This window comes from Citrobacter sp. Cm038 (assembly GCF_030333105.1).
Lineage (GTDB): Bacteria > Pseudomonadota > Gammaproteobacteria > Enterobacterales > Enterobacteriaceae > Citrobacter > Citrobacter murliniae.
The window spans coordinates 452828-474820 of record NZ_JAOWGO010000016.1; the positions used below are offsets into that span (position 1 = coordinate 452828).

Here is a 21993-nt window from a genome sequence, read left to right on the forward strand (position 1 = left end):
AAAAACCGGAGATTTTCTCCGGTTTTTTTATGTCTGCGTTTTACACAATCTCTTCAGCGTATTGCCAGAGCGATTTCAGCAGCATCAGTTTCTCTTTGTTATCAGCGTACTGCTGACTCAGTGTCTGCAGTTCATTGGCGTAATTTTGCAAAAACTCTGGAGTGAACACCTGGCGGCGATGTTCCAGCCAGCGCTGTTGTTCGGTTTCATCCAGCGTGCCGGGGAAGTTGCGGGCGCGGTAATTAAACAGCAGTTTTTCAATGCGTTTATCGACGAAGGTGATGTCCAGCGCCGGTAAATTACGCGGGTCGGTCTCCAGAACGATTTTCATCGCGGCGCGGTCGGCATCACTGAAAAAACCGTTATACAGTTGGGCATCCACGTTATCTGATGGGGCGAAAGGCTCGGCTTCGGCAAAAATGGCCACTACTTTATCGCGGACCTGCGGGTTTTCGCGCAGGACTTTAAGATTATCCAGACAATGCTGACGGTTAATCCCGAGGCGATCGGCATCTTCCGGGCGGAGTGTATTGGCTTGCGCCAGCACCGGACATTTGTTGATGTGCACCAGTTTTACCGGTACCGCCACGTTATCGCCCAAGTCGGCTTTAGCCGTGTACAGGCGCTCGCGCAGAGTGTCGCTGTCCAGCTCAAGCAGAGGAGAAATATCACCGGCTAAATCGACCATGATAACCGCGTTGCGATTGTCCGGATGCCAGGCGAGCGGAGCGACCCAACTGGTGTTACCTCGCCATGCGCCGAACATGCCGGAGACATGCACCAGGGGTTTCATTTGTGGAACGTCAATCAGGGCGGTCAGTTTGTGCTTATTACGATGGCTATAAAGATAGTCAAACAGGCGCGGCTGACGTGACTTAACCAGTTGTGCCATTGCAATAGTCGCGTAGACGTCTGCCATCGCATCGTGGGCATTGGCATGTTCAATGCCGTTGGCTTTGGTCAAATGTTCAAGCCGGAAGCTGGGCAAACCGTCGTCGTTTTCTGGCCAGTTAATCCCTTCTGGACGCAGTGCATAACATGCGCGCATCACATCCAGTAAATCCCAGCGTGAATTATCGTGTTGCCAGCTCCAGGCATAAGGATCGTAAAAATTGCGATACAGAATATTGCGTGTCACTTCATCATCGAAGCGGACATTGTTATAGCCCAGGATACAGGTTTTCGGCACGGTAAACAGCGAGTGAATACGTGCAGCAAAAGCAGCCTCATTCTCTCCCTTTTCACGCGCTTCCTGCGGCGTAATACCGGTGATCAGTACCGCCTCTGGTTGTGGCAGATAATCGTCTGCAGGCTTGCAATAAAAGACTTCAGGTTCACCAATAATGTTGAACTCGCTATCTGTGCGGATAGCTGCGAACTGTGCGGGTCTGTCCAGCGCCGGATGGGTGCCAAAGGTTTCGTAATCGTGGAAGAGAAAAGTTGGGTGCTGCTTGCCGTCATTCATTGTTCAGTTATGTCCGGGATCAATTTAGCGCTTTTCTAAGAATACCAAAAATGAGCGCGGTAATCAGCAAAGTGATTATCATTCCTGGGTACTGGCCGCATTAAAATTGAGATAAACAAGAGCTGATTAAATGAGATAAATTATTTTTTTAGTTTTAAAGGAAATTACCGGAATAAATTTTCCTGAAGGCTGGTGTTTAGAAAAATCTGATTGCGAACAATTATTGTTATTTTTACGGTTAATTGTTGTGTTTTGGAAATTTTAAAAGTCTTTTATAAACAAAGGCTTTTATTTCTAATGATTAATGGTGGTTTAGTGTAATGAAATGTGAGTGATGTTAAAAACTAATAATTTAAACGCCATATAATCATTGGATATATCTAATAACAGGAGGTTATATGAGCATTAGTCGGCGTAATTTTTTGCGAGGAGTGGGGATTGGTTGCTCTGCTTGCGCAATAGGAAGTTTCCCACCTGGTGCACTGGCGCGAAATTCGCCTGAGAGCATTAAAGGAAAAACAGCGCTCACGCCAAGTCTGTGCGAAATGTGTTCATTTCGTTGCCCAATTCAAGCACAAGTTATTAATAATAAAACCGTTTTTATCCAGGGTAATCCCAATGCGCCTCAACAAGGTACGCGAGTTTGCGCGCGAGGGGGAAGTGGTGTCAGCCTGGTCAACGACCCACATCGTATCGTTAAACCGATGAAGCGTACCGGCCCCCGCGGTAGCGGTGAATGGCAGGTCATTAGCTGGCAACAGGCTTATAAAGAAATTGCTGAAAAAATGGGTGCCATAAAAGAGCAGTATGGTCCCCAGGGCATTGTGTTCTCTTCTAAATCAGGTTCGCTTTCCGGCCATTTATTTCACCTGGCGACGGCCTTTGGTTCGCCTAATACCTTCACTCACGCCTCAACATGTCCCGCAGGAAAATCTATTGCCGCTAAGGTGATGATGGGGGGCGATTTAGCAATGGATATTGCCAATACCCGCTATATGGTTTCCTTTGGTCATAACTTGTATGAAGGCATTGAGGTTGCCGACACGCATGAACTGATGACCGCGCAGGAGAAGGGAGCGAAGATGGTCAGCTTCGATCCTCGTTTGTCCGTGTTTTCCAGTAAAGCGGATGAATGGCATGCGATCAAACCTGGTGGTGATTTACCGGTGCTTATGGCCATGTGCCACGTCATGATTAAAGAAAAGCTCTATGACGCACAGTTTGTTGAACGCTACACCACGGGATTTGCGCAACTGGTCGAGGCAGTACAAGAGACTACCCCTGAATGGGCGCAAAAACTGGCCGATGTGCCTGCGGATGTCATTACCCGCGTTACCCGGGAAATGGCAGCTTGTGCGCCTCACGCCATCGTTAGTCCGGGCCACCGTGCGACGTTTTCTCAGGAAGAGATCGACATGCGGCGGATGATTTTCACCCTCAATGTGTTGATGGGGAATATTGAACGTGAAGGTGGTATGTACCAGAAAAAAAATGCCGCCACCTACAACAAACTGGCTGGTGAAAAAGTCGCCCCGGTGCTGGCGAAACCTGATGCCAAGTTGGCGAAACCTGCAGCACAACGTATTGATATGGTCGCGCCGCAGTTTAAGTACATCGCGGCGGGCGGTGGGGTTGTGCAGAGTATTATCGATGCCGTGTTAAATCAGACACCGTATCCGGTGAAGGGATGGATTATGTCCCGACATAATCCTTTTCAAACCGTAACCTGCCGACCCGATTTGGTCAAAACCGTTGAACAACTGGATCTTGTGGTCAGCTGTGATGTTTATTTAAGCGAAAGTGCGGCGTATGCCGATTATCTGCTTCCGGAGTGTACCTACCTCGAGCGCGATGAAGAGGTTTCTGATATGTCCGGGCTAAATCCGGCCTATGCGCTGCGTCAGCAGGTTGTTGAGCCTGTTGGCGATGCGCGTCCGAGCTGGCAGATCTGGAAAGAGCTGGGAGAACAGTTAGGGCTGGGACAATTTTATCCGTGGCAAGATATGCAAACACGGCAGTTATATCAACTGAATGGCGACCATGCTTTATCTGCTGAACTGCGCCAGAAGGGATACCGCGAATGGGGCATCCCATTGTTATTGCGCGAACCTGAAATGGTACGCCAGTTTACGGCACAGTATCCCGCTGCGGTAGCAGTTGACAGCGACGGCACTTACGGCGAGCAACTCCGATTCAAATCCCCGTCAGGAAAAATCGAACTTTTTTCCGAAGAGCTGGAGACATTACTACCCGGCTACGGTAGCCCGCGAGCCCGTAATTTTGCGCTTAAGGGGGATAACGAACTCTATTTTATCCAGGGCAAAGTGGCGGTTCACACAAACGGTGCGACGCAATATGTTCCTCTGCTTAGTGAGCTGATGTGGGATAACGCAGTATGGATACACCCGAAAACAGCACAAGAAAAAGGGATCAAAAGCGGGGACGACATCTGGCTGGAAAACGCGACGGGTAAAGAGAAAGGTAAGGCGCTGGTAACAGCTGGTATTCGACCCGATACGCTGTTCGTCTATATGGGATTTGGCGCCAAGGCCGGGGCCAGGACGGCTGCGACAACGCATGGTATTCACTGCGGTAATTTACTTCCGCATGTGACCAGTCCGGTTTCCGGGACGGTGGTTCACACTGCTGGCGTTACGCTGAGTCGGGCATGAGAAAGGAGAACATCATGAATCATTCAACAAACCCCTATGTCATGCTGCATGACGAGAAACGCTGTATTGGCTGTCAGGCGTGTACGGTTGCCTGCAAAGTACTTAATGATGTACCCGAGGGTTACAGCCGGCTGCAGGTGCAGATCCGTTCACCGGAAAATGAGCCTCAGGTTCTGTCTCATTTTCAGTTTGTGCGAGTCTCCTGCCAGCATTGTGAAGATGCGCCTTGTGTCAGCGTCTGCCCGACCGGCGCGTCTTACCGTGATGAGAATGGCATTGTACAAGTCGACAAATCGCGTTGTATTGGCTGCGACTATTGTGTCGCCGCTTGTCCGTTCCATGTGCGCTACCTTAACCCGCAAACAGGAATCGCTGACAAATGTAACTTCTGCTCGGATACCCGCCTGGATGCCGGACAATCACCAGCATGTGTTTCTGTTTGTCCGACGGATGCGCTGAAATTTGGCCGCCGCGATGACCCGGAAATTCAGCACTGGATTAATCAAAAAGCGGTTTATCGCCAGCAGGAAAAACGAAGTGGCGAGGTGAGTCTTTATCGACGTAAAGAGATCCATCAGGAGGGGAAAGTATGAATGCTATCTGGGGAGCAGAGCTTAATTATGCGCCGGATTACTGGCCGCTGTGGCTCATTTATGCAGGTGTTATCATTCTGATGATGATTATTGGCCTGATCGCACATGCACTGTTGCGTCGGATGCTGGCACCCAAAACGGCAGGCGGAGAAGAGCATCGTGACTACCTCTATTCGTTAGCAGTCCGTCGTTGGCACTGGGGGAATGCACTGTTATTCATCCTGCTTCTGCTGAGCGGCTTATTTGGTCACTTTTCTGTCGGCCCTGTGGCCTTAATGGTGCAGGTGCATACCTGGTGTGGCTTTGCATTGCTCGCCTTCTGGGTTGGCTTTGTGCTGATAAACGCAACCAGCGGTAATGGCTGTCACTACCGTGTGAAATTTAACGGGCTGATTTCGCGCTGCTTGCTGCAAACGCGCTTTTATCTGTATGGGATCATGAAAGGCGAAGCGCATCCCTTTGCGGCTACGGCGGATAATAAATTTAACCCTCTGCAACAACTGGCATATCTGGCCATTATGTATGCGCTGGTTCCGTTATTAATCATCACCGGTTTGCTGTGTCTTTACCCGCAGGTTATCGGAGCAGGTCCGGTAATGTTAGTGCTGCACATGGCGTTAGCGATTGTTGGCATTCTGTTTATTTGTGCACATATTTACCTGTGCACATTAGGCGACACGCCGACACAAATATTTCGTAGCATGATTGATGGCTATCATCGTCATCGTAGTCATCACACAGCAGCGCAGCCACGTAAAGGGTAATTAATCTAGTACGCATCGCGCACGATGCGTACATTTAACACCCATATCACCCCGCAAGAAAATGTGCTTTATGTCACATTTTCTTGCAATTTATCCCTGTCTATTCGACTAAACTTCCGTAAAAAGAACGGCTATTTCTCCTATTCCTGAGGACATGCTGTTGAAATGCCGTTTGTTTGTTGCCGCTTCTCTGTTCGCGATGAGTTTTTCGTCCGCCTTTGCGGCGGATGTCACCAGTTTTGCTCCCCAGCCTCCAGCCATAAATGCCGGGGCGTGGGTGCTTATGGATTACACCACGGGCCAAATTCTTACCGCAGGTAATGAACACCAGCAGCGCAACCCCGCCAGCCTCACCAAACTGATGACAGGTTATGTTGTTGATCGCGCAATCGACAGCCACCGCATCAGCCCGACCGATATTGTTACCGTTGGACGTGATGCCTGGGCAAAAGATAATCCGGTATTCGTGGGCTCATCATTAATGTTCCTGAAAGAAGGCGATCGTGTTTCAGTGCGTGATTTAAGCCGCGGCTTAATTGTCGATTCTGGTAATGATGCCTGTGTCGCGTTGGCTGATTACATTGCCGGTGGACAGCCACAGTTTGTCGACATGATGAACAGCTATGTGAAAAAGCTAAAGCTTCAGGACACGCATTTCGAAACGGTACACGGACTGGATGCGCCAGGTCAGCACAGTTCTGCTTACGATCTGGCCGTGCTATCCCGGGCAATCATTCATGGAGAGCCTGATTTTTACCATATGTATAGTGAGAAAAGCCTTACATGGAATGGCATCACGCAGCAGAACCGTAACGGATTGTTGTGGGATAAGACGATGAATGTCGATGGGTTGAAAACGGGGCACACGTCTGGTGCCGGATTTAATCTAATCGCATCTGCTGTTGATGGACAGCGCCGTTTGATTGCCGTTGTCATGGGCGCTGAGAGTGCGAAAGGGCGCGAAGATCAGGCGCGCAAACTGTTGCTATGGGGACAGCAAAACTTCGACACAGTGCAGATTTTGCGTAGCGGTAAGCAGGTAGGTGTTGAGCGGATTTGGTATGGCGATAAAGAAAAAATTAGCCTGGGTACTGAGCAGGATTTCTGGATGGCACTGCCGAAAACGGAAGTTCAAAACATTAAAGCAAAGTATGTGCTTGATAAGAAAGAACTGGTTGCCCCTATTGCTGCGCATCAACGCGTGGGTGAAATTGAACTCTATGACCGAGATCAGCTCGTGGCACACTGGCCGCTGATGACGCTGGAGTCAGTTGGCGAAGGCGGCATGTTTTCTCGTCTGAGCGATTATTTTCACCATAAAGTGTAATTAATTGCTTGTGGTTCTGACTGGCAAGAGTGCGAATCTGCTCACATAATGAACACTGTTTCCTTGTTGTCGTAATAAGCAATAATTATACTGTATATAAACACAGTGTAATTATGGAGGCTATATGAAGTATGAGATCAGGCAGGTAGAAAAACGCAGGATTGCCGGCTTTCACATGGTGGGACCGTGGGAACAAACGGTAAAGCAGGGCTTTGAGCAGTTAATGATGTGGGTCGATAGTAAGAATATCGCACCGCTGGAATGGATTGCCGTCTATTACGACAACCCGGACGTTGTTCCGGCAGATAAACTCCGCTGTGATACTGTAGTTTCCGTCCCTGATAGTTTCGTGATCCCACAAAACAGTGAAGGAGTGACTCTGACTGAACTGGCGGGTGGTGAATATGCAGTTGCCGTTGCACGCGTTGAGAATCATGATTTTGCGACACCGTGGTATCAGTTTTTTAATCTCCTGTTGCAGGACTCAACGTATCAGATATCGGCCAGACCTTGTTTTGAAATTTATATGAACAATGGTACGGAAGATGGTTACTGGGACATTGAAATGTATGTGCCAGTGCAGTCGAAGTAACTGTTTTTTGTGTAAATCAGGATGAAAGTCCTGACCATTACAGTGATATTTTCACTGAAAAAGCAGGTACAATTCCGTTCTTTGCTATTCCCTGACGGAGTGCATGAGTGCGTGCAGATAAGTCGCTGAGTCCTTTTGAAATTCGTTTGTATCGTCATTATCGTGTTGTGCATGGTATTCGCATTGCGCTGGCGTTTCTTCTCACTTTTCTGCTGGTCCGGCTGCTGAACATCCCTGAAGGTACATGGCCTCTAATCACGCTGGTCGTGATCATGGGGCCTATTTCATTTTGGGGTAATGTGGTTCCCAGGGCTTTTGAGCGCATTGGTGGGACGATTCTGGGCTCTGTGCTGGGGCTGGTGGCTCTGCGGCTGGAACTCTTTTCACTACCGTTAATGTTGATATGGTGTGCGGTGGCGATGTTTCTCTGCGGCTGGTTGGCTCTAGGCAAAAAGCCCTATCAGGCTCTGCTGATTGGCATTACGCTTGCCGTTGTCGTGGGAGCTCCTGCTGGCGATATGAATACGGCACTCTGGCGTGGTGGTGACGTTATCCTGGGTTCGCTACTGGCGATGCTGTTTACCGGCATCTGGCCACAACGCGCTTTTATACACTGGCGTATTCAACTTGCGCATTGTGTTACAGGGTATAATCGCGTGTACCAGGCTGCTCTGTCGCCTAACCTGCTCGAACAACCCCGTCTGGAGAAACATTTACAGCAGTTGTTGAGTGACGTTGTCAAAATGCGCGGGCTCATCGTCCCGGCCAGCAAAGAAACGCATATCCAAAAGTCTATATTTGAGGCTATTCAAACTGTTAACCGTAATCTGGTTTGCATGCTCGAGTTGCAAATTAATGCGCTTTGGGCAACGCGTACCAGCCACTTTGTGATGCTGAATGCGCATACGCTGCGTGAAACACAGCTCAGAACTCAACAGGCATTGCTGACGATAACTCATGCTCTGTATGAAGGTAATCCGCAGCCAGTGCTTGCCAATACGGAAAAACTCAACGATACCGTAGCGGAGCTGCGTAAGCTCATTGATGAGCATAAAGGCGATAATGTCGCTGAGACTCCCATTCACGGCTATGTCTGGCTGAACATGGAAATGGCACGACAACTGGAGTTGCTCTCACATTTAATCTGTCGCGCTTTGCGCAAATAAAGAGCAGATGAGGGGATTGATTATCCTGCTGCTTCGATTCAGCAAGGATTAAGGGTATGATACTGAAAAAGGCTAAAACCATTGTTAACTGCAATGGCTTTACCCTCGATAATTCAGGTTTCAACCATGTATTGTCAATGCATATGCAACTTGAAGTATGGCGGGCATGAAAGTAATGTTGACCCACTTTAGCCGTTGTTTAAACGAATCCGAATCTCACATTATCAGGGGTGTAAAAATGGAAACTACCAAGCCTTCTTTCCAGGACGTGCTGGAATTTGTTCGTCTGTTCCGTCGTAAGAACAAACTGCAACGTGAAATCCAGGACGTTGAGAAAAAGATCCGTGACAACCAGAAACGCGTTCTGCTGCTGGACAACCTGAGTGACTACATCAAGCCGGGCATGAGCGTCGAAGCGATCCAGGGCATTATTGCCAGCATGAAAAGTGACTACGAAGATCGCGTGGATGATTACATCATCAAAAACGCTGAGATCTCAAAAGAGCGTCGCGATATTTCTAAAAAGCTGAAAGCCATGGGCGAAGTGAAAAACGGCGAAGCGAAAGCAGAGTAACGTTTTATACCCTGAACCTTCAGGTTTCAGGGAAAATTGAAGTATGACAGGTATATAATGATAAGGGCTGCGGTGCGGCCCTTATTGTAACTCGACCCCACCAGTTACCATCCTTAGCAAATGCTGTTCCGGCCAGTGCCTTGTCAGCTTCTTCTGCCCCAGCATCCATTTGATATAATCAACATCGTGACGTTTTCTGTCCAACATCAGGCCGACAACGCTGCCGCTGTGCGCGACATTCACTCCGTATAAATCACATTCTTCTACCAGCGCCAATAGTGAGTCGAAATCGGGTTTTGGCAACAACAACTGACTGGCGATTGCGCTTAGTGTTGCCGCTTCGCCCATTCTGTAGGGGTTTTGATTAATACAGGCTTCCTGAACTTTTTCCCATGCACGCTTAAGTGCAGGGGCGCCAGCCTGTAATCCTGACTGACGAGGAATACGATGATAGTCTGCTGTACGTAACGTTTCCGGGCTTTCGAGAACTAACAGGTCGAGTTGCGGTTGCGCTTCACAGGCAATTTGTGTGGAGGCGTCGTTATGATCGAAAAGGGTTAACTGGCGAAAAACGGTACTGTCAGTAGGCTCAAGTGAAACGCAAAGCTGTGCCAGTGTCGATTCATCTAACGGATGGCCCAGATGATGCGCCGTAGCAATTGCCGTGGCGGCAATATCCGCCGTGCTGCTGGCCATACCTTTGGCGATGGGGATTGTTGAATGGATGTCTATCCGGATATCCTGGCTGACATGTGCCGGGTATTGCCAGTGCTGCAACAACCGGTCAACCATCGCCCGAGAGAGGGGACGCTCATCTGTCAACGGTGAACCTGAACTGATCTCAACGGTGCTATACCATTCAACCGGGCAGGAGACCAATTTCTCACTGCCCAAAATCCAGCCCTGGATAAGTTCTCCGCATGATGCGGGACATTGCGCAACAGCCACGTCTTCACCTTTGTGATCAGCAATCCTCGGCGCATAGTGTCATGGCGATCGCGCTATTACCATGATTTGCCGCAATTTGCAGTGCGGCAATACTAGGCCGGGATGTCCAATGTCACAGTTTCTGCTATCGCTATTCGCATCACGTCCTGCGCTATCATTAGCTCTTCATTAGTGTTAATCACGGCCACTTTGACCATCGCGTTTTCTGTCTGAATGAAGGTCGCGTTACGCTGATTTTTTTCTTCATCAACGGCCAGACCTAAGAAATTCAGATTGCGACAAATGGCGGCCCTGGCACGTGCAGAGTTCTCGCCAATACCACCAGTAAATACCAGTGCATCCAGACCGCCCATTTGCATAATGTAGCTACCAATCGTGGCCCGAATACGTTCGGCAAACAGCGTTAGCGCAAGTGCTGCCTGATGGTTTCCATTATCAGCAGCATGTTCAACGTCACGGTAATCAGGTGAAATGCCAGAAATACCCAGCAAACCTGACTCATTATTGAGTAACTGATTGAGCTGCTGAGGTGTTTTGCCTTCACGCATCGCAATCCACGGCAGAATAGACGGATCGATATCACCACTACGAGTGCCCATCATCACGCCCGATTGTGGGGTAAAGCCCATTGATGTATTAACCGACAGCCCGCCCTTGATGGCGCAGATACTGCTCCCGTTACCCAGATGACAGCACACAACGCGCAGGGCGCTGAGAGGAACACCCAGTTTTTCAGCCAGTGCGGCGCTGACATATTTATGGCTGGTGCCATGAAAACCGTAGCGACGAATTCCCAGCTCAGAGTAATACCGCCAGGGCAGGGGATAAATAAAAGAAGGCTCATCAAGTGTCTGATGGAAAGCGGTGTCAAAAACGGCAACAGCAGGCGTTTTTGGCAGCAATTGGCGAAATACAGCAATGCCGAGCGCATTAACCGGGTTATGTAACGGTGCCAGTTCTGCAAGACGCTCGATTTCTGCCAGTGTTTCCTCGGTCACCAGGGCAGAATCTTTAAAAGATTCCCCGCCGTGCGCAACGCGATGTCCCGTACCGTCAATGTCATCCAGACTGTTGATAATTTTATGGCTGAGCAGTTTTTCCAGTAACAGGGTTACCGCATCCCGATGGTCGGCAACGGGCAAAATCTCCTGCCATTTTTCTACTGGTGTTTTGATGGTGACCTGTGCGTCAGTCATGCCGATACGCTCGATCAACCCCTGACACAGCATTTCACCCTGCGGCATGGCCAGTAACTGAAACTTCAGCGAAGAGCTGCCGGCGTTAATAGCCATTATCTTGTGAGACATGAAGGTTCCTTTGCATTCAGAAAAATGAACATCTCATCCACTCCGGTATTGTTCACTGCGCTGGTGATAAAGACTTTTTGCGCTCCAGCCTGCACCAACCAGTTTTCGACGAGGGAAATACGCTGCGGATTAGCTAAATCAGCTTTGGTCACCAGACCGATAACAGGTCTGTTCATCGGGCCAGTAAAACCAGGCGAAAAAGGTGACCAGGGTGCATCAGCATTGAGTACCAGAGCGATAATGTCGGCTTCACAGGAACTGGCCAGCAGTGCGCTATACAGGCACCGGTTCTCAATATATTCACCCGGTGTGTCTATTGCTGCAGGAGACCAGACAATGGCCTGAGTTTTCTGGTAATGAAGTGCTTCACCACGCATACATTGAGTAAGTGATGTCTTACCGCACTGGCTGGGTCCAATTAGCATTATGCGTTTCATGGTGTTAAGTCCGTGTAATGGGACACGCGGTAAAACGCATCATTTCGCCCAGCGTGCGGGTAACCTGTTTTAGCGCATATTCAACCGCTGAAACATCACCTGTCAGGACGACTGCGCCGGTAAAACGGTCAAGAAAACCTATCTCAACTGCACCGGATTTGGTGGCGATGTCACAGGCAATAATTGAGGCTTCACTTGGTGTAATGGTTAAAATCCCAATAGCTGAAACCGAGTCCTGTAATCCCAGTTTCTTGAATAAATCTTTACCCGGATTGGCGATGAGATGTGCCAGAGTGACCTGTTTTCCCGGTACGTATTCCTGGATCATGCGATCCGTCGTCGGTTGCCTTTCCATTATCCCTCCACCATTTGTCGCCACATGCTTTCATGCGGACGCGGGATGACAGAGCGATAGACCAGCAGTCCTTTTTCACCTGCGCTTTCGCTGGCTACCGTCACGGCGTTATTCACATCGGAAACATCACCCGCGACCACCATGTAGCATTTGCCTCCAATGCCAAATGCCATATGTACCCGTACCAGCGTGACATTTGAGGCTTTAACTGCGCGATCGGCGGCACAGATACACGCGGCTACGCTCCAGGTTTCTACAATCCCAACCGCCTGACGTTTATCAACGCTGTTAAGACCGCTGATTGCTGGCAGAACGCTGGCATGAATATTTGGCAATACCAGACTGTCAACGAGCATATCACCTGCAAGCGATGTGCCAGTGGCGATAGCCTGTTGCACAGCGCCAACATCGCCGCCGAGCATGAGTAAAAATTTGCCCGGACAGATGGTTTTGCTGACCAGTAAATTCACATTCGCGCTTTTGAGCATGGCATCGCCGGCTTCCATCCCTTTGGCAATGCTGGTGAGTTCTAAAATACCTATAGCCTGAGACATGGTTAACCTCTAATTACCGTGATGGATTGATCAGTTATCTCGCTGACAATACCGTCAATACTGGCGTGAACAGGGGCGCCTAATGCGTCTGCTGGCACATCGGCAACACACTGGCCACGAACAACTCGTTCCCCTTTTTGCACACAAGGGATGGCGCTGGCACCAATATGTTGGCGTAGCAGCAACGTCGTTGTATCTGTTGAATAATCTGTCGGTGCTATCGGTGCGTCGTGGTACCAGTCACTTAGACCCAGTTTGGTAATGAGTCGTGTAACCGGGATGAGGCGATACTTCGCCATTTCATCAGCAGGGTTGAGTGGCCCTTCATAACGATGGTTTAGCGCACGCAGCTCACGTTTAAGCATGCGATTAATACGCATCGGTGAGATGCCTACCGGACATGCAACGCTTTCACAGACGTTGCATTCTGAGCAGGTCAGGGCAGTGAGCAGCAATTGCGGTGTAGCGGCCTGCTGATAGTTAACCGCGCGGACCAGTAGATGAGGCGATAGTTCATGGCCGATCAAATGTCTTGGGCACAGATCCGTACACAAACGGCACTGTTCACAAACGGTTTTTGCCACCGAAAGTACGGTACGTTCATCCTGCATTCGCCGTTGAATAAGCGCATGGGATTTTGGCAGAACCAACAGGCCGCCTGTCGTTTTGCTCACCGGCGTATCCAGGGAGGTAATCAGGCTACCCATCATGGGGCCACCGTTGATGAATCCAGGGTCATCGACGGTGGATCCGCCAGCCAGGGCCAGTACTTCACGTAAAGACATTCCGATAGGGACCGTCATGGTTACGGGCCTGGCTACAGCGCCGTTGACGGTCAGCGTACGACGCGTAACGGGATACTGTTGCTCGACGGCTCTGGCGATGTTAAGTACGGTCTGGACGTTATTGACGACTACACCGACGCTGACCGGCAATGCGGCAGGGGGGACTCGTCGTCCGGTTGCCATCCATATCGTCAGAACTTCGTCACCAGCTGGATAAACATCAGGCAACATGTGTAACCGGATATCAGCAGGCAGGAGAGGTGTTAAGGCTTTGATAGCTTTCTGATACTTTTCTTTAAGAGCAATTATGCCTGCACTGGCCCCTGTGGCTTTCATTGCATACTGCACGCCACGGACCAGTCGGGCCGCCTGCAGAGCCATTAATTGCTGATCAACTTTCAGCATTGGCTCGCACTCTGCTGCATTCACCAGAAACGTATCAACCTGAGCCTGGAGTTTGACGTGCGCAGGAAACCCTGCGCCTCCTGCTCCCACCACACCCGCAGCACGAACGCGATCGCGTATCGTTTGCGCATCATAAAGAGTGGGTTCTGCCGTCATGGCTGTATTCATAATAATTCCTCAAGCAGTTCCTGGATGGCACTGGCGTTGGCTACGCGAGGATTAGTTTGCAGCGTGACATCAGCCAGCGCGGCCTGAACCATCAACGGTATTCGCTGTGACCAGGTTTGCTTTCCGTCTTTAAGCGCGTCAATAAAAGAGGGTAACGCACACTGTTTTTTGAGCAGCTCAATATGATGAATTAGCGCATTGAGTGCCGCTGTATCGTTAGCATTATCCGGGCACAGGTGACAGGCTTTCGCAAATCGGGCGTACCGCTTTGCTGCCCGTGGATCTCGAGCGTTAAACTGAATGACCGGAGTCAGTATTAGCGCATTGGCAAGGCCGTGAGGCAGATGAAACTGACCGCCTAACTGATGGGCTATCGCGTGATTAATCCCGAGTCCTGCCTGGCTAAAAGCCATTCCGGCAAGTGTCGAGGCGTTGTGCATTTTTCCTCGTGTTGCCAGACAATCGCCTTTACTGACCGCGACGGGCAGATACTGGAAGACGATTTGTGCCGCCTTTTCTGCGAGAGCATCGGTGAAGTCGCTGGCCTTCGTTGAAACATAAGCTTCCAGCGCGTGCGTCAGTACGTCCATCCCGGTATTTGCAGTGATGGCTGGCGGCACGCTGACGACCAGGGTCGGATCAAGTACCGCCATATCTGGATACAGAGCATTATTAAATAATGGATATTTAATACCTTTATCCGGATCGCTAATCACACAAGCGCTGGTCACTTCAGAACCTGTGCCGCTGGTGGTTGGAATAGCCACACAGGTTTCTATTTCGATGCCAAACTGTCGGCTGAACCAGACGATAGCTTTTGCAGCATCAAGCGCTGAGCCTCCACCAAAGCCGATAACAACATCCGGTTGCAGGGAGTGCATTTGCGCAATCCCCTGAACTACCGTACCGATGGTTGGATCGGGAGTGATGTCACTGAAAACGCTGATGCGATTATCCGCTGGCAGGGCACTCCTCAGCTTGTCAATCAGAGGTGAGCGCGCCAGAAAACCGTCGCAGATGATCCAGATATGCTTATTTGTGAAGCGCTTGAGCACTTCCAGACTTCCCTGGCCGCTGTACAATCGGGTTTGTAGTGAAAAGCTATTCATTACGGCCTCGTTAGCGGATTGAAAAACCGTTTGTCAGCACACAACGACGAGAGCGTGCGAAAGTTCGCGCAGACGTTGTTCCTTCACCGGTCGGTGTGGCGATAGTGAAGGTCGTGAAGCCCTCACCACCCACGCCAATTCCGGCGTAAGAGGGGCCATTTTTCACAAAAATAGATGTCTGAAGCGTGCGGGCGGCAAGATTCAAACGTGAAACATTCTGTGAGTGCATAATGGCAGTGTGATGCAGTCCCTCTTCAACTTTCAGGGCTAACGTTAACGCACTGTCAAAATCATTTACCGTCACGATTGGCAGCATTGGCATCAATTGCTCGCTGGTGACCCACGGATCGTCAGCGCTGACGATACCAATCAACAGGCGGGGTGCTTTTGCCGGAACCGGTATACCCGCAGCTTCCAGTAATGTTGCGGGACTTTTCCCTACGAGTTTCTTATTGGCTATCCCTTCAGGCAGACAGGCGGCGCGTAATTTGTCGATCTCTTCGCAGTTCAGAAGCACCGCACCAAAAGACTGCATTTGCTGAACCAGCCGTTCGGCAACAGCATCAACAACAATCAGGCTTTTCTCTGCAATGCAGGGCAGGTTGTAATCAAAGGATGCGCCGTTGATGATATCTTCCGCTGCTTTCACCAGATCGGCGGTTTCATCAACGATACATGGAGGATTACCCGCACCTGCACCAATAACTTTTTTCCCACTTTTCATGCCCATAGCAACAATGCCAGGGCCACCGGTGATCGCCAGCACTGCGATTTTAGGATGGGCCATCATCTGCTGGGTAGCTTCAAAAGTAGGTTCTGTGACCGTGACGACAAGATTCCGAATCCCGCAACAGCGAAACGCAATATCCTCAATCATGGCAATCAGCTTAAGTGAGACCATTTTAGCGCCCGGGTGCGGACTGAAATAAACGCTGTTTCCTGCGGCCAGCATACTGATGCTGTTGTTAATAATGGTTTCCGTTGGGTTGGTGCTGGGGGCGACTGAGCCAATTACGCCAAACGGGGAATATTCAAATAACACCATGCCACCGTCACCGGTCAGGGCCGTTGTCGTCAGATCTTCGATACCTGGGGTGTTGTCCAGCGCCGCCTTATTTTTGAGGAATTTATCCTCTTTGTTGCCCATCCCCGTTTCTGCCGCGCTCTCTGCCGCCAGCGAACCAAGATGCGGTGTCAGTTCTTCCCGTAGTGCATTAATGATGGCGCTACGGGTTTTCAGCGGGCATTGCTGATAACGCAAAAAGGCCTGATGGGCAGCATCTATCGCTTCACCGACGGACGGGAAAATACCGTTTCCTTTTATTTCTGTTTTTGCCGGTGCGAGTTGCTCACTCAGAATGTTGCGGATAAGGATTTCAAGTTCTGACGTATTCATTGATGTGTTCTCACGTTAATCGCCGCAATGGCAGTTTCTGCAATGTCCATATCCTGCTCAACGCTTCCTCCGCTGATGCCAAGACCCCCAAGTAGTAAACCTTCACGCCATAGTGCGTAGCCGCCACCAAAAGTGACGACTTTTCCCTGCATATGGCTTTCCAGACCGTAAAGTGCGGCTCCCGGTTGTACCGCAGAACTCAGTTCATGAGTGGCGGTTTTCATCGCAACGGCGGTCCAGGCTTTTTTCGGTGCAAGTTCGCTACTCACGAGCAATGCATCGGGCATGCGCCAGGTCACCGTTAGTGTCCCGTTAGGATCAACTATGCTGATAACGACAGGGACTTTGAGTTCATCTGCCCGTGTTACCGCGGCTCGAGTCAGTTGATGAAGTTCCTGGAAAGATAAAGACATTGCAGACTCATTTGTGGTTATTGTTTGCGTTGTAGCCAGATAGCGCTCAGTCACTTTCCGAATGATGTCGGCCTGATGGGCGTCATGATCTTCGGCACGAGCGAGTGCATATAAGCAGTCGGACAGGCGATTGATATACCGCATCAGCACATGTCTGATAGAGACATCTGTTGAGAGTTCGACAAGCCGTCTTTCTGCGCGGCGGGCAAGCGTACGGGCAAAGTGTAGACGGCTCGCAGATTCGCAGCGGCCCGGTAAAATAAAGCTATGCAGTGGGGGGATTCGCCCCATAGCGGTATCGATAGCGGCTTCCAGGGCCGCAATTTCTTCCGAGCTGATGTAACGCTGTTCTGGCGTCGGCTGTTCGCTTTCGCTGGCAAGTTCCGCACTAAACCAAAAGAGCTGCACTTGAATTTGTTCAAGTAAGAGTTGGTGTTGTTGGCTTTTCACTGCGCAGACGCACAGACTCAGCGCAGCATTGAGTTCATCCAACGTACCGTATGCTTCAACGCGTGGATGCGTTTTACTGACGCGCTGCCCGGTAAAGAGTGCTGTGGTACCGGCATCGCCAGTTCGGGTATAAATCGCCATAGTTCCTCCTATCGAGAAAGCGTGTCGACAATGCCGACAATGGCCAGATCGATAGCCTCATTTGGGCCGGAAAAAACGTGTCTGGCACTGGAACCACTGCTGAGTAATACCAGTTCGCCGGTTCCTGCACCTACAGAATCAACCGCGACTTCATCCCCGCTCACAGGGGAGGCGGGAAGTTCCCCATCGGCGCATACCCGACGTACCAGCAAAAGTTTTTTTCCGACCAGTGATGGCGACTTTTGCGTGGAAACCACGACGCCTGTAACTCGTGCCAGATGCATGGTTCACTCCTGCTTAATTAATTGGACATTCCGCGTATTGACTGCTTCCTGAGCCAATGCGGTAACGACACATCGACGGCGTATTACCAGAAACCCATCCTTCAACCGGGCTACGTCGGCATAACTTAAAAGTGTTTCGGGATGCAGAATGATGTTTTGTCCGTGCTCATCGCTGAATTCCACCGGCAGTCGGGCGAGTTTCCTCACGGGGATCGCCGGTAACAGTCGATGTTGCAGTGATATCTTCACGCGGACTCCGCAGGCCAGTGCTTCGTGGATCGTTACTACTGACTCGCAGGACGCGTCGTGTTCAGCAATTTGTGCCAGCAAAGACAGATCTACCTGCAGGATGTGCAGCGTTGAGTACTGACAACATACCGTCCGGGTATCAACTTCCCGTAACTGCGCGACGCTCACGCAGAGTGTGCTTTCCGCGCGTTTTTTTAATCGGGAAACAACCTCCTCAATGATGCGTTGCAGCAGTTCGTTGTTCATCGTGAGGCCACCAGTGTGGCAAATGCCTGTGGATTATCAGCACCCGCGGCATTGGCTTCATCAGTATCGATATGCATCTCAAGACGCATGTCGGGTGAAACACGAACGGCGACGTTATCGAAAATAAGTCTGCGTTCGTCGCCATTGATGGCCACGGAGACTTTATCGCCATGTGAGACACGCAGGATCAGCGCATCAAGTGGTGACATATGAATATGGCGCTGGGCGACAATTACCCCGAATGCTAAGTCCAGTTCGGCAAAAGGGCTGACAAGACGAATGCCTGGCGTACCCTGGATATTGCCTGACATGCGTAGCGGCGCAGCTATACCCAGCGTGCGCGCGTCAGTGCGTGAAATTTCGACCTGGCTGGTGCTACGCAGTGGCCCAAGTAAACGCACATTTTTTAACTGACCTTTGGGTCCCACAAGCGTTACGGTCTGGTCTGCCGCGTATTGCCCTGGCTGTAACAACCCTTTTTTCTCGCTAATAGGCTGATTTGGGAACAGGCGGTCATAATCTGCAGCACAAAGATGGATATGGCGATTAGAGATCCCCAGCGGAATAGGGCGTTCGCGCATTTCATCCAGTACTTTGCTGACGGTTGTTTCCAGTAGCTGTTTATCCATTATTCTTCACCTCGTTTGCCGGAGTGCAGGCAAAGTGAGCGAGGCTCTCCCTTTTGACGCGAACAGGCAGGGTCAAGACACAGATTGCAGCTAATTAACTCTGCATTTTGGGGGGCTTCGGAGATTACGTTTTCCACAGTTACTTCTTCTTCCGCCACGGCTGGTGTTGGCTCGGGGGCTGGCTCAGGCTCTGTCATGACACTGTGGGAAAGGATGCCTTCCCCAGGTCTGGAAATGACTCTGTGAGCGACCAGGCCATCCCGAAGTTCTGCAAAGCTGGCACCGGTGGAAATGGCCGCCTGAACGGAGGCCACATCACCGATGATTTTGAGCATCATCCAGCCTGAGCCGTTGGTTTTTTCGAGACCCACCAGCGTGATGGATGCGGCTTTCGCCATGACGTCCGCGCAACTGATGGCTAACGCCAGACCACTAACTTCAAGTAATCCCAGTGATTGCTTCACGCTGTGCTCCTTTTGCTACGGCTTACGCGGACTTAGGTAAAATAGCTTCAACGTCGCTGTGTGGACGCGGGATAACGTGGCAGGATTTCACCTCGCCAACAGCACTGGCTGCAGCACTCCCTGCATCAACTGCAGCTTTAACCGCGCCAACATCGCCACGAACCATGACCGTAATCAGGCCAGAGCCGATTTTTTCATAGCCAACCAACTGCACGTTTGCGGATTTCACCATGGCATCAGCGGCTTCAATAGCGCCGACAAGCCCTTTTGTTTCAACCAGTCCCAGTGCGTTATTCATACTGCTTTTCTCCTGTGGGTTATGAGTGGCATTCCCTGAAAGGGATGCCTTTAACCAGCCGCGCAGCGTTGTTACCAATGCTCCGACGATCGTGGCTATTTTGTTGATACATCAGCGTAAAAAGTGGTGCTGATGTAGGTAGGTTTTTGTAGTGCACAACCAGTTTTTCCTGATCGCATCCAATGCCGACGAGCAACGGCGATTGGCATGCAGCTAGCCATGCGTTGTGGATAATGTCGGTAGAATGGGTTTCCCGTATAACAAAGGGGATCCCTTCCTCTTCAATACCCAGCAATACGTCATTCCAGCGTGAGGTGCAGTCCCCTACGGTGCAGATCACGATAGCTGGTGCGGTGAGATTACTTTCCATGAGCGAACGCCTTGTACCAGGAGAGGATCAACCCTGTCGCGACCGCATTGCGGGGACCTTCAGTACCCCGGATGTTGCCTCGACCCGCTACCAGTCGATAGTGCGCCAACGCATCCGTAACCAGTTGTGGTACTTCAAAATCCAGAGAGGATCCTCCGACCAGAACCACAAAGGGGATGTCGCGAATGTTGCCGGTTGGGCTGACCTGACGTAACGCTCTCAGCGCATTAGTGACAAAGACTCGCTCCTTCGCGCTGCGGCGAATGGCTCTGACTTTTTCCAGTGCCAGATCCCCTGGTAATGGCACCAGTTCATCAGGTTTCACCACACAAACGCGTGCAAATACTGTTGGTGGCAAGGGGGTAGGGAAAAACTGAACACTGCCATCTTCGTGGCGAAGGTGGAATAAGCTCTCAACTTTTGCCAGCGGGTATTTTTTGATCTCTTCTGCGAGATATCGATCATCCAACCCCAGTTCGCGGGCAATAATCATCGTGACCATATCGCCTGCCCCCGCCAGATGTGTGGCAATAATTTCGCCTTTGGGATTAATAATGGAGGCGTCTGTAGAACCCGCGCCGAGATCCAGAATGGCCAACGGACGGGTGGTGCCTGGCGTAGTGAGAGCACCTAAAATAGCTGCTTCGGCTTCAGCACCGCCAACCTGGACGTCAATATTGAGCTTTTGTGTGATCTCCTGGGCAATCATCGCCATTTGCAGGCGATCTGATTTCACCATTGAGGCAATTCCAACTGCCTGCTCCAGCGAAAACTCTCCGGCCAGTCCGCCCGTCACGCTGACGGGAACTGAGGTATCAACAGCCAACAAATCCTGAATGAAGATTTCATGGCTAGGTTTGTTGGTTAATTCAGCCATGGTCTGGCGTACGTGCTCCAGCATGCCGCCAATATTGGTTCCAGCTTCACCGGTAACGTTATCAAGCTTTGGACATTCACCAACTGCTTTCATAATCGCTTCGGCACCAGCGGCGACGTCGACGCGAACGGTACGTCCCTGTGACTGGAGTTCAATATTCCCGGCCGGAATTGCACGTGCTTTCACATCACCTGACGGTGTTTTCACCACAACAGCAGAGCGGTTGCCAATCAGCGCGCGTGCCATGGGGACAATATTTTTGGTCTCGTTCGCGTCGAGGTTAAAAACTGTCGCAATGCCGTATGGGTTGGAAAGTGTCTCAATAACCTTGCCTGGAACGGCGACCTCAATGGCGGCCAGCATCCCTAATGGGATACGGTCGATATAGAGCACTTCATCAACGATAGGTAACGGTTTGTTCAGGCGATTACTGACCAGAACGCCATCGTCCTGCTGCAAAATAACGCCCGATAATTGATATCCTGCGCCAACAGAGGCATTAATCATGGTGGCGACATCGGCGAAATCGAATGCTGATGACACCACCAGGATGTAAGGAATATCAGCCGGACGGGTTAACAACTCTTCCGGTGTAATCGTGACGCCAACACCTAACCCCACGCCGCCAGGCGTTTTGGGGTTGTGGCCGATCATGGTCGATTCGGTGATGATGGTTTCGGTGATCGTTTCCATCGCCACATCACCTATGACTGGAGTGGCTTCGTTAATACGGATGAGCGAAATATCGCTGACATTGATGCCTGCATTTTTTGCCGCAAGCGTAAGCGCCTCCTGAATACCAAACACATTACGCAATGTGCCCTTAATTCCGGTAGTTTCTGCCAGTGCGCTGTCGGTAATGCTCAGCGTGCCAGCCTCATCCAGAGTGGCGAGAGCGACTTCTGTTGATGAGTTGCCTATATCAATGCCAGCTATATATCGCATCGTATTTTCC

General features: G+C 50.6%; 24 protein-coding genes. 7 read left to right on the plus strand and 17 right to left on the minus strand.

All coding sequences use genetic code 11. The features are described 5' to 3' along the window. Positions 1-40 precede the first annotated feature (40 nt). Positions 41-1465 carry an exodeoxyribonuclease I gene (gene sbcB / locus OGY01_RS04365; RefSeq protein WP_200013259.1) on the minus strand — a complete coding sequence of 475 codons (1425 nt, stop codon included), beginning with the start codon at positions 1463-1465 and terminating at the stop codon, positions 41-43. A gap of 398 nt (positions 1466-1863) precedes the next feature. Here sbcB and phsA point away from each other — a divergent pair, with 398 nt between their 5' ends. The 7 genes from phsA (at position 1864) to OGY01_RS04400 (ending at position 9153) form a co-directional block, all read left to right on the plus strand. Beyond that, complete coding sequence (gene phsA, locus OGY01_RS04370) at positions 1864-4137, plus strand: thiosulfate reductase PhsA (RefSeq protein ID WP_286492500.1); 2274 nt, start codon at positions 1864-1866, stop codon at positions 4135-4137. A gap of 14 nt (positions 4138-4151) precedes the next feature. Next, the gene (gene phsB, locus OGY01_RS04375; RefSeq protein WP_045444566.1) at positions 4152-4730 is read left to right on the plus strand and encodes a thiosulfate reductase electron transport protein PhsB; all 579 of its coding nucleotides are present in this window, start codon (positions 4152-4154) and stop codon (positions 4728-4730) included. Further along, positions 4727-5494, plus strand: a complete 768-nt coding sequence (gene phsC, locus OGY01_RS04380; protein ID WP_286492501.1) for a thiosulfate reductase cytochrome B subunit — start codon at positions 4727-4729, stop codon at positions 5492-5494. The genes phsB and phsC overlap by 4 nt, the downstream gene beginning before the upstream one ends. A 154-nt stretch (positions 5495-5648) precedes the next feature. After that, the gene (gene dacD / locus OGY01_RS04385) at positions 5649-6821 is read left to right on the plus strand and encodes a serine-type D-Ala-D-Ala carboxypeptidase DacD (protein WP_045444560.1); all 1173 of its coding nucleotides are present in this window, start codon (positions 5649-5651) and stop codon (positions 6819-6821) included. Between the two features lie 124 nt (positions 6822-6945). After that, positions 6946-7413 carry a DNA gyrase inhibitor SbmC gene (gene sbmC / locus OGY01_RS04390; RefSeq protein WP_048221134.1) on the plus strand — a complete coding sequence of 156 codons (468 nt, stop codon included), beginning with the start codon at positions 6946-6948 and terminating at the stop codon, positions 7411-7413. Positions 7414-7520: 107 nt separating this feature from the next. Continuing rightward, positions 7521-8579, plus strand: coding sequence for an FUSC family protein (locus tag OGY01_RS04395; protein WP_045444553.1), 1059 nt, complete (start codon positions 7521-7523; stop codon positions 8577-8579). A 238-nt stretch (positions 8580-8817) separates the two neighbouring features. Next, positions 8818-9153: a DUF496 family protein gene (locus OGY01_RS04400; protein ID WP_003834176.1), complete on the plus strand. Its 336-nt coding sequence runs from the start codon at positions 8818-8820 to the stop codon at positions 9151-9153. A gap of 81 nt (positions 9154-9234) precedes the next feature. On the opposite strand, the gene OGY01_RS04405 is transcribed toward OGY01_RS04400, so the two are convergent. The 16 genes from OGY01_RS04405 to OGY01_RS04480 form a co-directional block, all read right to left on the minus strand. Continuing rightward, positions 9235-10101, minus strand: a complete 867-nt coding sequence (locus tag OGY01_RS04405; RefSeq protein WP_286492503.1) for an L-threonine kinase — start codon at positions 10099-10101, stop codon at positions 9235-9237. A gap of 92 nt (positions 10102-10193) precedes the next feature. Further along, complete coding sequence (locus OGY01_RS04410) at positions 10194-11408, minus strand: acetate/propionate family kinase (RefSeq protein WP_045444545.1); 1215 nt, start codon at positions 11406-11408, stop codon at positions 10194-10196. After that, positions 11393-11845: a propanediol utilization protein PduV gene (pduV, locus tag OGY01_RS04415; protein ID WP_045444543.1), complete on the minus strand. Its 453-nt coding sequence runs from the start codon at positions 11843-11845 to the stop codon at positions 11393-11395. The genes OGY01_RS04410 and pduV overlap by 16 nt, the downstream gene beginning before the upstream one ends. Positions 11846-11849: 4 nt before the next feature. Next, positions 11850-12200: a propanediol utilization microcompartment protein PduU gene (pduU, locus tag OGY01_RS04420; protein ID WP_032939586.1), complete on the minus strand. Its 351-nt coding sequence runs from the start codon at positions 12198-12200 to the stop codon at positions 11850-11852. Further along, positions 12200-12754, minus strand: a complete 555-nt coding sequence (gene pduT / locus OGY01_RS04425; RefSeq protein ID WP_003030201.1) for a propanediol utilization microcompartment protein PduT — start codon at positions 12752-12754, stop codon at positions 12200-12202. The genes pduU and pduT overlap by 1 nt, the downstream gene beginning before the upstream one ends. 2 nt (positions 12755-12756) lie before the next feature. Then, complete coding sequence (pduS, locus tag OGY01_RS04430; RefSeq protein WP_286492505.1) at positions 12757-14112, minus strand: cobalamin reductase PduS; 1356 nt, start codon at positions 14110-14112, stop codon at positions 12757-12759. Continuing rightward, positions 14109-15221 carry a 1-propanol dehydrogenase PduQ gene (locus OGY01_RS04435; protein ID WP_045444536.1) on the minus strand — a complete coding sequence of 371 codons (1113 nt, stop codon included), beginning with the start codon at positions 15219-15221 and terminating at the stop codon, positions 14109-14111. The genes pduS and OGY01_RS04435 overlap by 4 nt, the downstream gene beginning before the upstream one ends. Positions 15222-15231: 10 nt before the next feature. Continuing rightward, complete coding sequence (pduP, locus tag OGY01_RS04440; protein WP_045444533.1) at positions 15232-16617, minus strand: CoA-acylating propionaldehyde dehydrogenase PduP; 1386 nt, start codon at positions 16615-16617, stop codon at positions 15232-15234. Next, positions 16614-17621 (minus strand): two-domain cob(I)yrinic acid a,c-diamide adenosyltransferase PduO, encoded by a 1008-nt coding sequence (gene pduO, locus OGY01_RS04445; protein ID WP_286492506.1) that lies wholly within the window; start codon positions 17619-17621, stop codon positions 16614-16616. The genes pduP and pduO overlap by 4 nt, the downstream gene beginning before the upstream one ends. Positions 17622-17629: 8 nt before the next feature. Beyond that, the gene (locus tag OGY01_RS04450) at positions 17630-17905 is read right to left on the minus strand and encodes a EutN/CcmL family microcompartment protein (protein WP_045444518.1); all 276 of its coding nucleotides are present in this window, start codon (positions 17903-17905) and stop codon (positions 17630-17632) included. A 3-nt stretch (positions 17906-17908) separates the two neighbouring features. Further along, positions 17909-18400, minus strand: a complete 492-nt coding sequence (gene pduM, locus OGY01_RS04455) for a microcompartment protein PduM (protein ID WP_284096987.1) — start codon at positions 18398-18400, stop codon at positions 17909-17911. Beyond that, complete coding sequence (locus OGY01_RS04460) at positions 18397-19029, minus strand: phosphate propanoyltransferase (protein ID WP_045444512.1); 633 nt, start codon at positions 19027-19029, stop codon at positions 18397-18399. The genes pduM and OGY01_RS04460 overlap by 4 nt, the downstream gene beginning before the upstream one ends. Next, entirely contained in the window at positions 19029-19493 is a 465-nt protein-coding gene (locus OGY01_RS04465; protein ID WP_045444509.1) for a BMC domain-containing protein, read from the minus strand. The genes OGY01_RS04460 and OGY01_RS04465 overlap by 1 nt, the downstream gene beginning before the upstream one ends. A gap of 22 nt (positions 19494-19515) precedes the next feature. Beyond that, complete coding sequence (gene pduJ, locus OGY01_RS04470; RefSeq protein WP_001057752.1) at positions 19516-19791, minus strand: propanediol utilization microcompartment protein PduJ; 276 nt, start codon at positions 19789-19791, stop codon at positions 19516-19518. A gap of 19 nt (positions 19792-19810) precedes the next feature. Then, positions 19811-20161, minus strand: coding sequence for a glycerol dehydratase reactivase beta/small subunit family protein (locus OGY01_RS04475; RefSeq protein WP_045444503.1), 351 nt, complete (start codon positions 20159-20161; stop codon positions 19811-19813). Next, positions 20151-21983 (minus strand): diol dehydratase reactivase subunit alpha, encoded by a 1833-nt coding sequence (locus OGY01_RS04480; RefSeq protein ID WP_200013250.1) that lies wholly within the window; start codon positions 21981-21983, stop codon positions 20151-20153. The genes OGY01_RS04475 and OGY01_RS04480 overlap by 11 nt, the downstream gene beginning before the upstream one ends. Positions 21984-21993: the final 10 nt, after the last annotated feature.

Bases quoted from the DNA above. Each gene is read 5' to 3' on its own strand.
- sbcB (WP_200013259.1), bottom strand. From the start codon at position 1,465: ATGAATGACGGCAAGCAGCACCCAACTTTTCTCTTCCACGATTACGAA.
- phsA (WP_286492500.1), top strand. From the start codon at position 1,864: ATGAGCATTAGTCGGCGTAATTTTTTGCGAGGAGTGGGGATTGGTTGC.
- phsB (WP_045444566.1), top strand. From the start codon at position 4,152: ATGAATCATTCAACAAACCCCTATGTCATGCTGCATGACGAGAAACGC.
- phsC (WP_286492501.1), top strand. From the start codon at position 4,727: ATGAATGCTATCTGGGGAGCAGAGCTTAATTATGCGCCGGATTACTGG.
- dacD (WP_045444560.1), top strand. From the start codon at position 5,649: ATGCTGTTGAAATGCCGTTTGTTTGTTGCCGCTTCTCTGTTCGCGATG.
- sbmC (WP_048221134.1), top strand. From the start codon at position 6,946: ATGAAGTATGAGATCAGGCAGGTAGAAAAACGCAGGATTGCCGGCTTT.
- OGY01_RS04400 (WP_003834176.1), top strand. From the start codon at position 8,818: ATGGAAACTACCAAGCCTTCTTTCCAGGACGTGCTGGAATTTGTTCGT.
- OGY01_RS04410 (WP_045444545.1), bottom strand. From the start codon at position 11,408: ATGTCTCACAAGATAATGGCTATTAACGCCGGCAGCTCTTCGCTGAAG.
- pduV (WP_045444543.1), bottom strand. From the start codon at position 11,845: ATGAAACGCATAATGCTAATTGGACCCAGCCAGTGCGGTAAGACATCA.
- pduU (WP_032939586.1), bottom strand. From the start codon at position 12,200: ATGGAAAGGCAACCGACGACGGATCGCATGATCCAGGAATACGTACCG.
- pduT (WP_003030201.1), bottom strand. From the start codon at position 12,754: ATGTCTCAGGCTATAGGTATTTTAGAACTCACCAGCATTGCCAAAGGG.
- pduS (WP_286492505.1), bottom strand. From the start codon at position 14,112: ATGAATACAGCCATGACGGCAGAACCCACTCTTTATGATGCGCAAACG.
- OGY01_RS04435 (WP_045444536.1), bottom strand. From the start codon at position 15,221: ATGAATAGCTTTTCACTACAAACCCGATTGTACAGCGGCCAGGGAAGT.
- pduP (WP_045444533.1), bottom strand. From the start codon at position 16,617: ATGAATACGTCAGAACTTGAAATCCTTATCCGCAACATTCTGAGTGAG.
- pduO (WP_286492506.1), bottom strand. From the start codon at position 17,621: ATGGCGATTTATACCCGAACTGGCGATGCCGGTACCACAGCACTCTTT.
- OGY01_RS04450 (WP_045444518.1), bottom strand. From the start codon at position 17,905: ATGCATCTGGCACGAGTTACAGGCGTCGTGGTTTCCACGCAAAAGTCG.
- pduM (WP_284096987.1), bottom strand. From the start codon at position 18,400: ATGAACAACGAACTGCTGCAACGCATCATTGAGGAGGTTGTTTCCCGA.
- OGY01_RS04460 (WP_045444512.1), bottom strand. From the start codon at position 19,029: ATGGATAAACAGCTACTGGAAACAACCGTCAGCAAAGTACTGGATGAA.
- pduJ (WP_001057752.1), bottom strand. From the start codon at position 19,791: ATGAATAACGCACTGGGACTGGTTGAAACAAAAGGGCTTGTCGGCGCT.
- OGY01_RS04475 (WP_045444503.1), bottom strand. From the start codon at position 20,161: ATGGAAAGTAATCTCACCGCACCAGCTATCGTGATCTGCACCGTAGGG.
- OGY01_RS04480 (WP_200013250.1), bottom strand. From the start codon at position 21,983: ATGCGATATATAGCTGGCATTGATATAGGCAACTCATCAACAGAAGTC.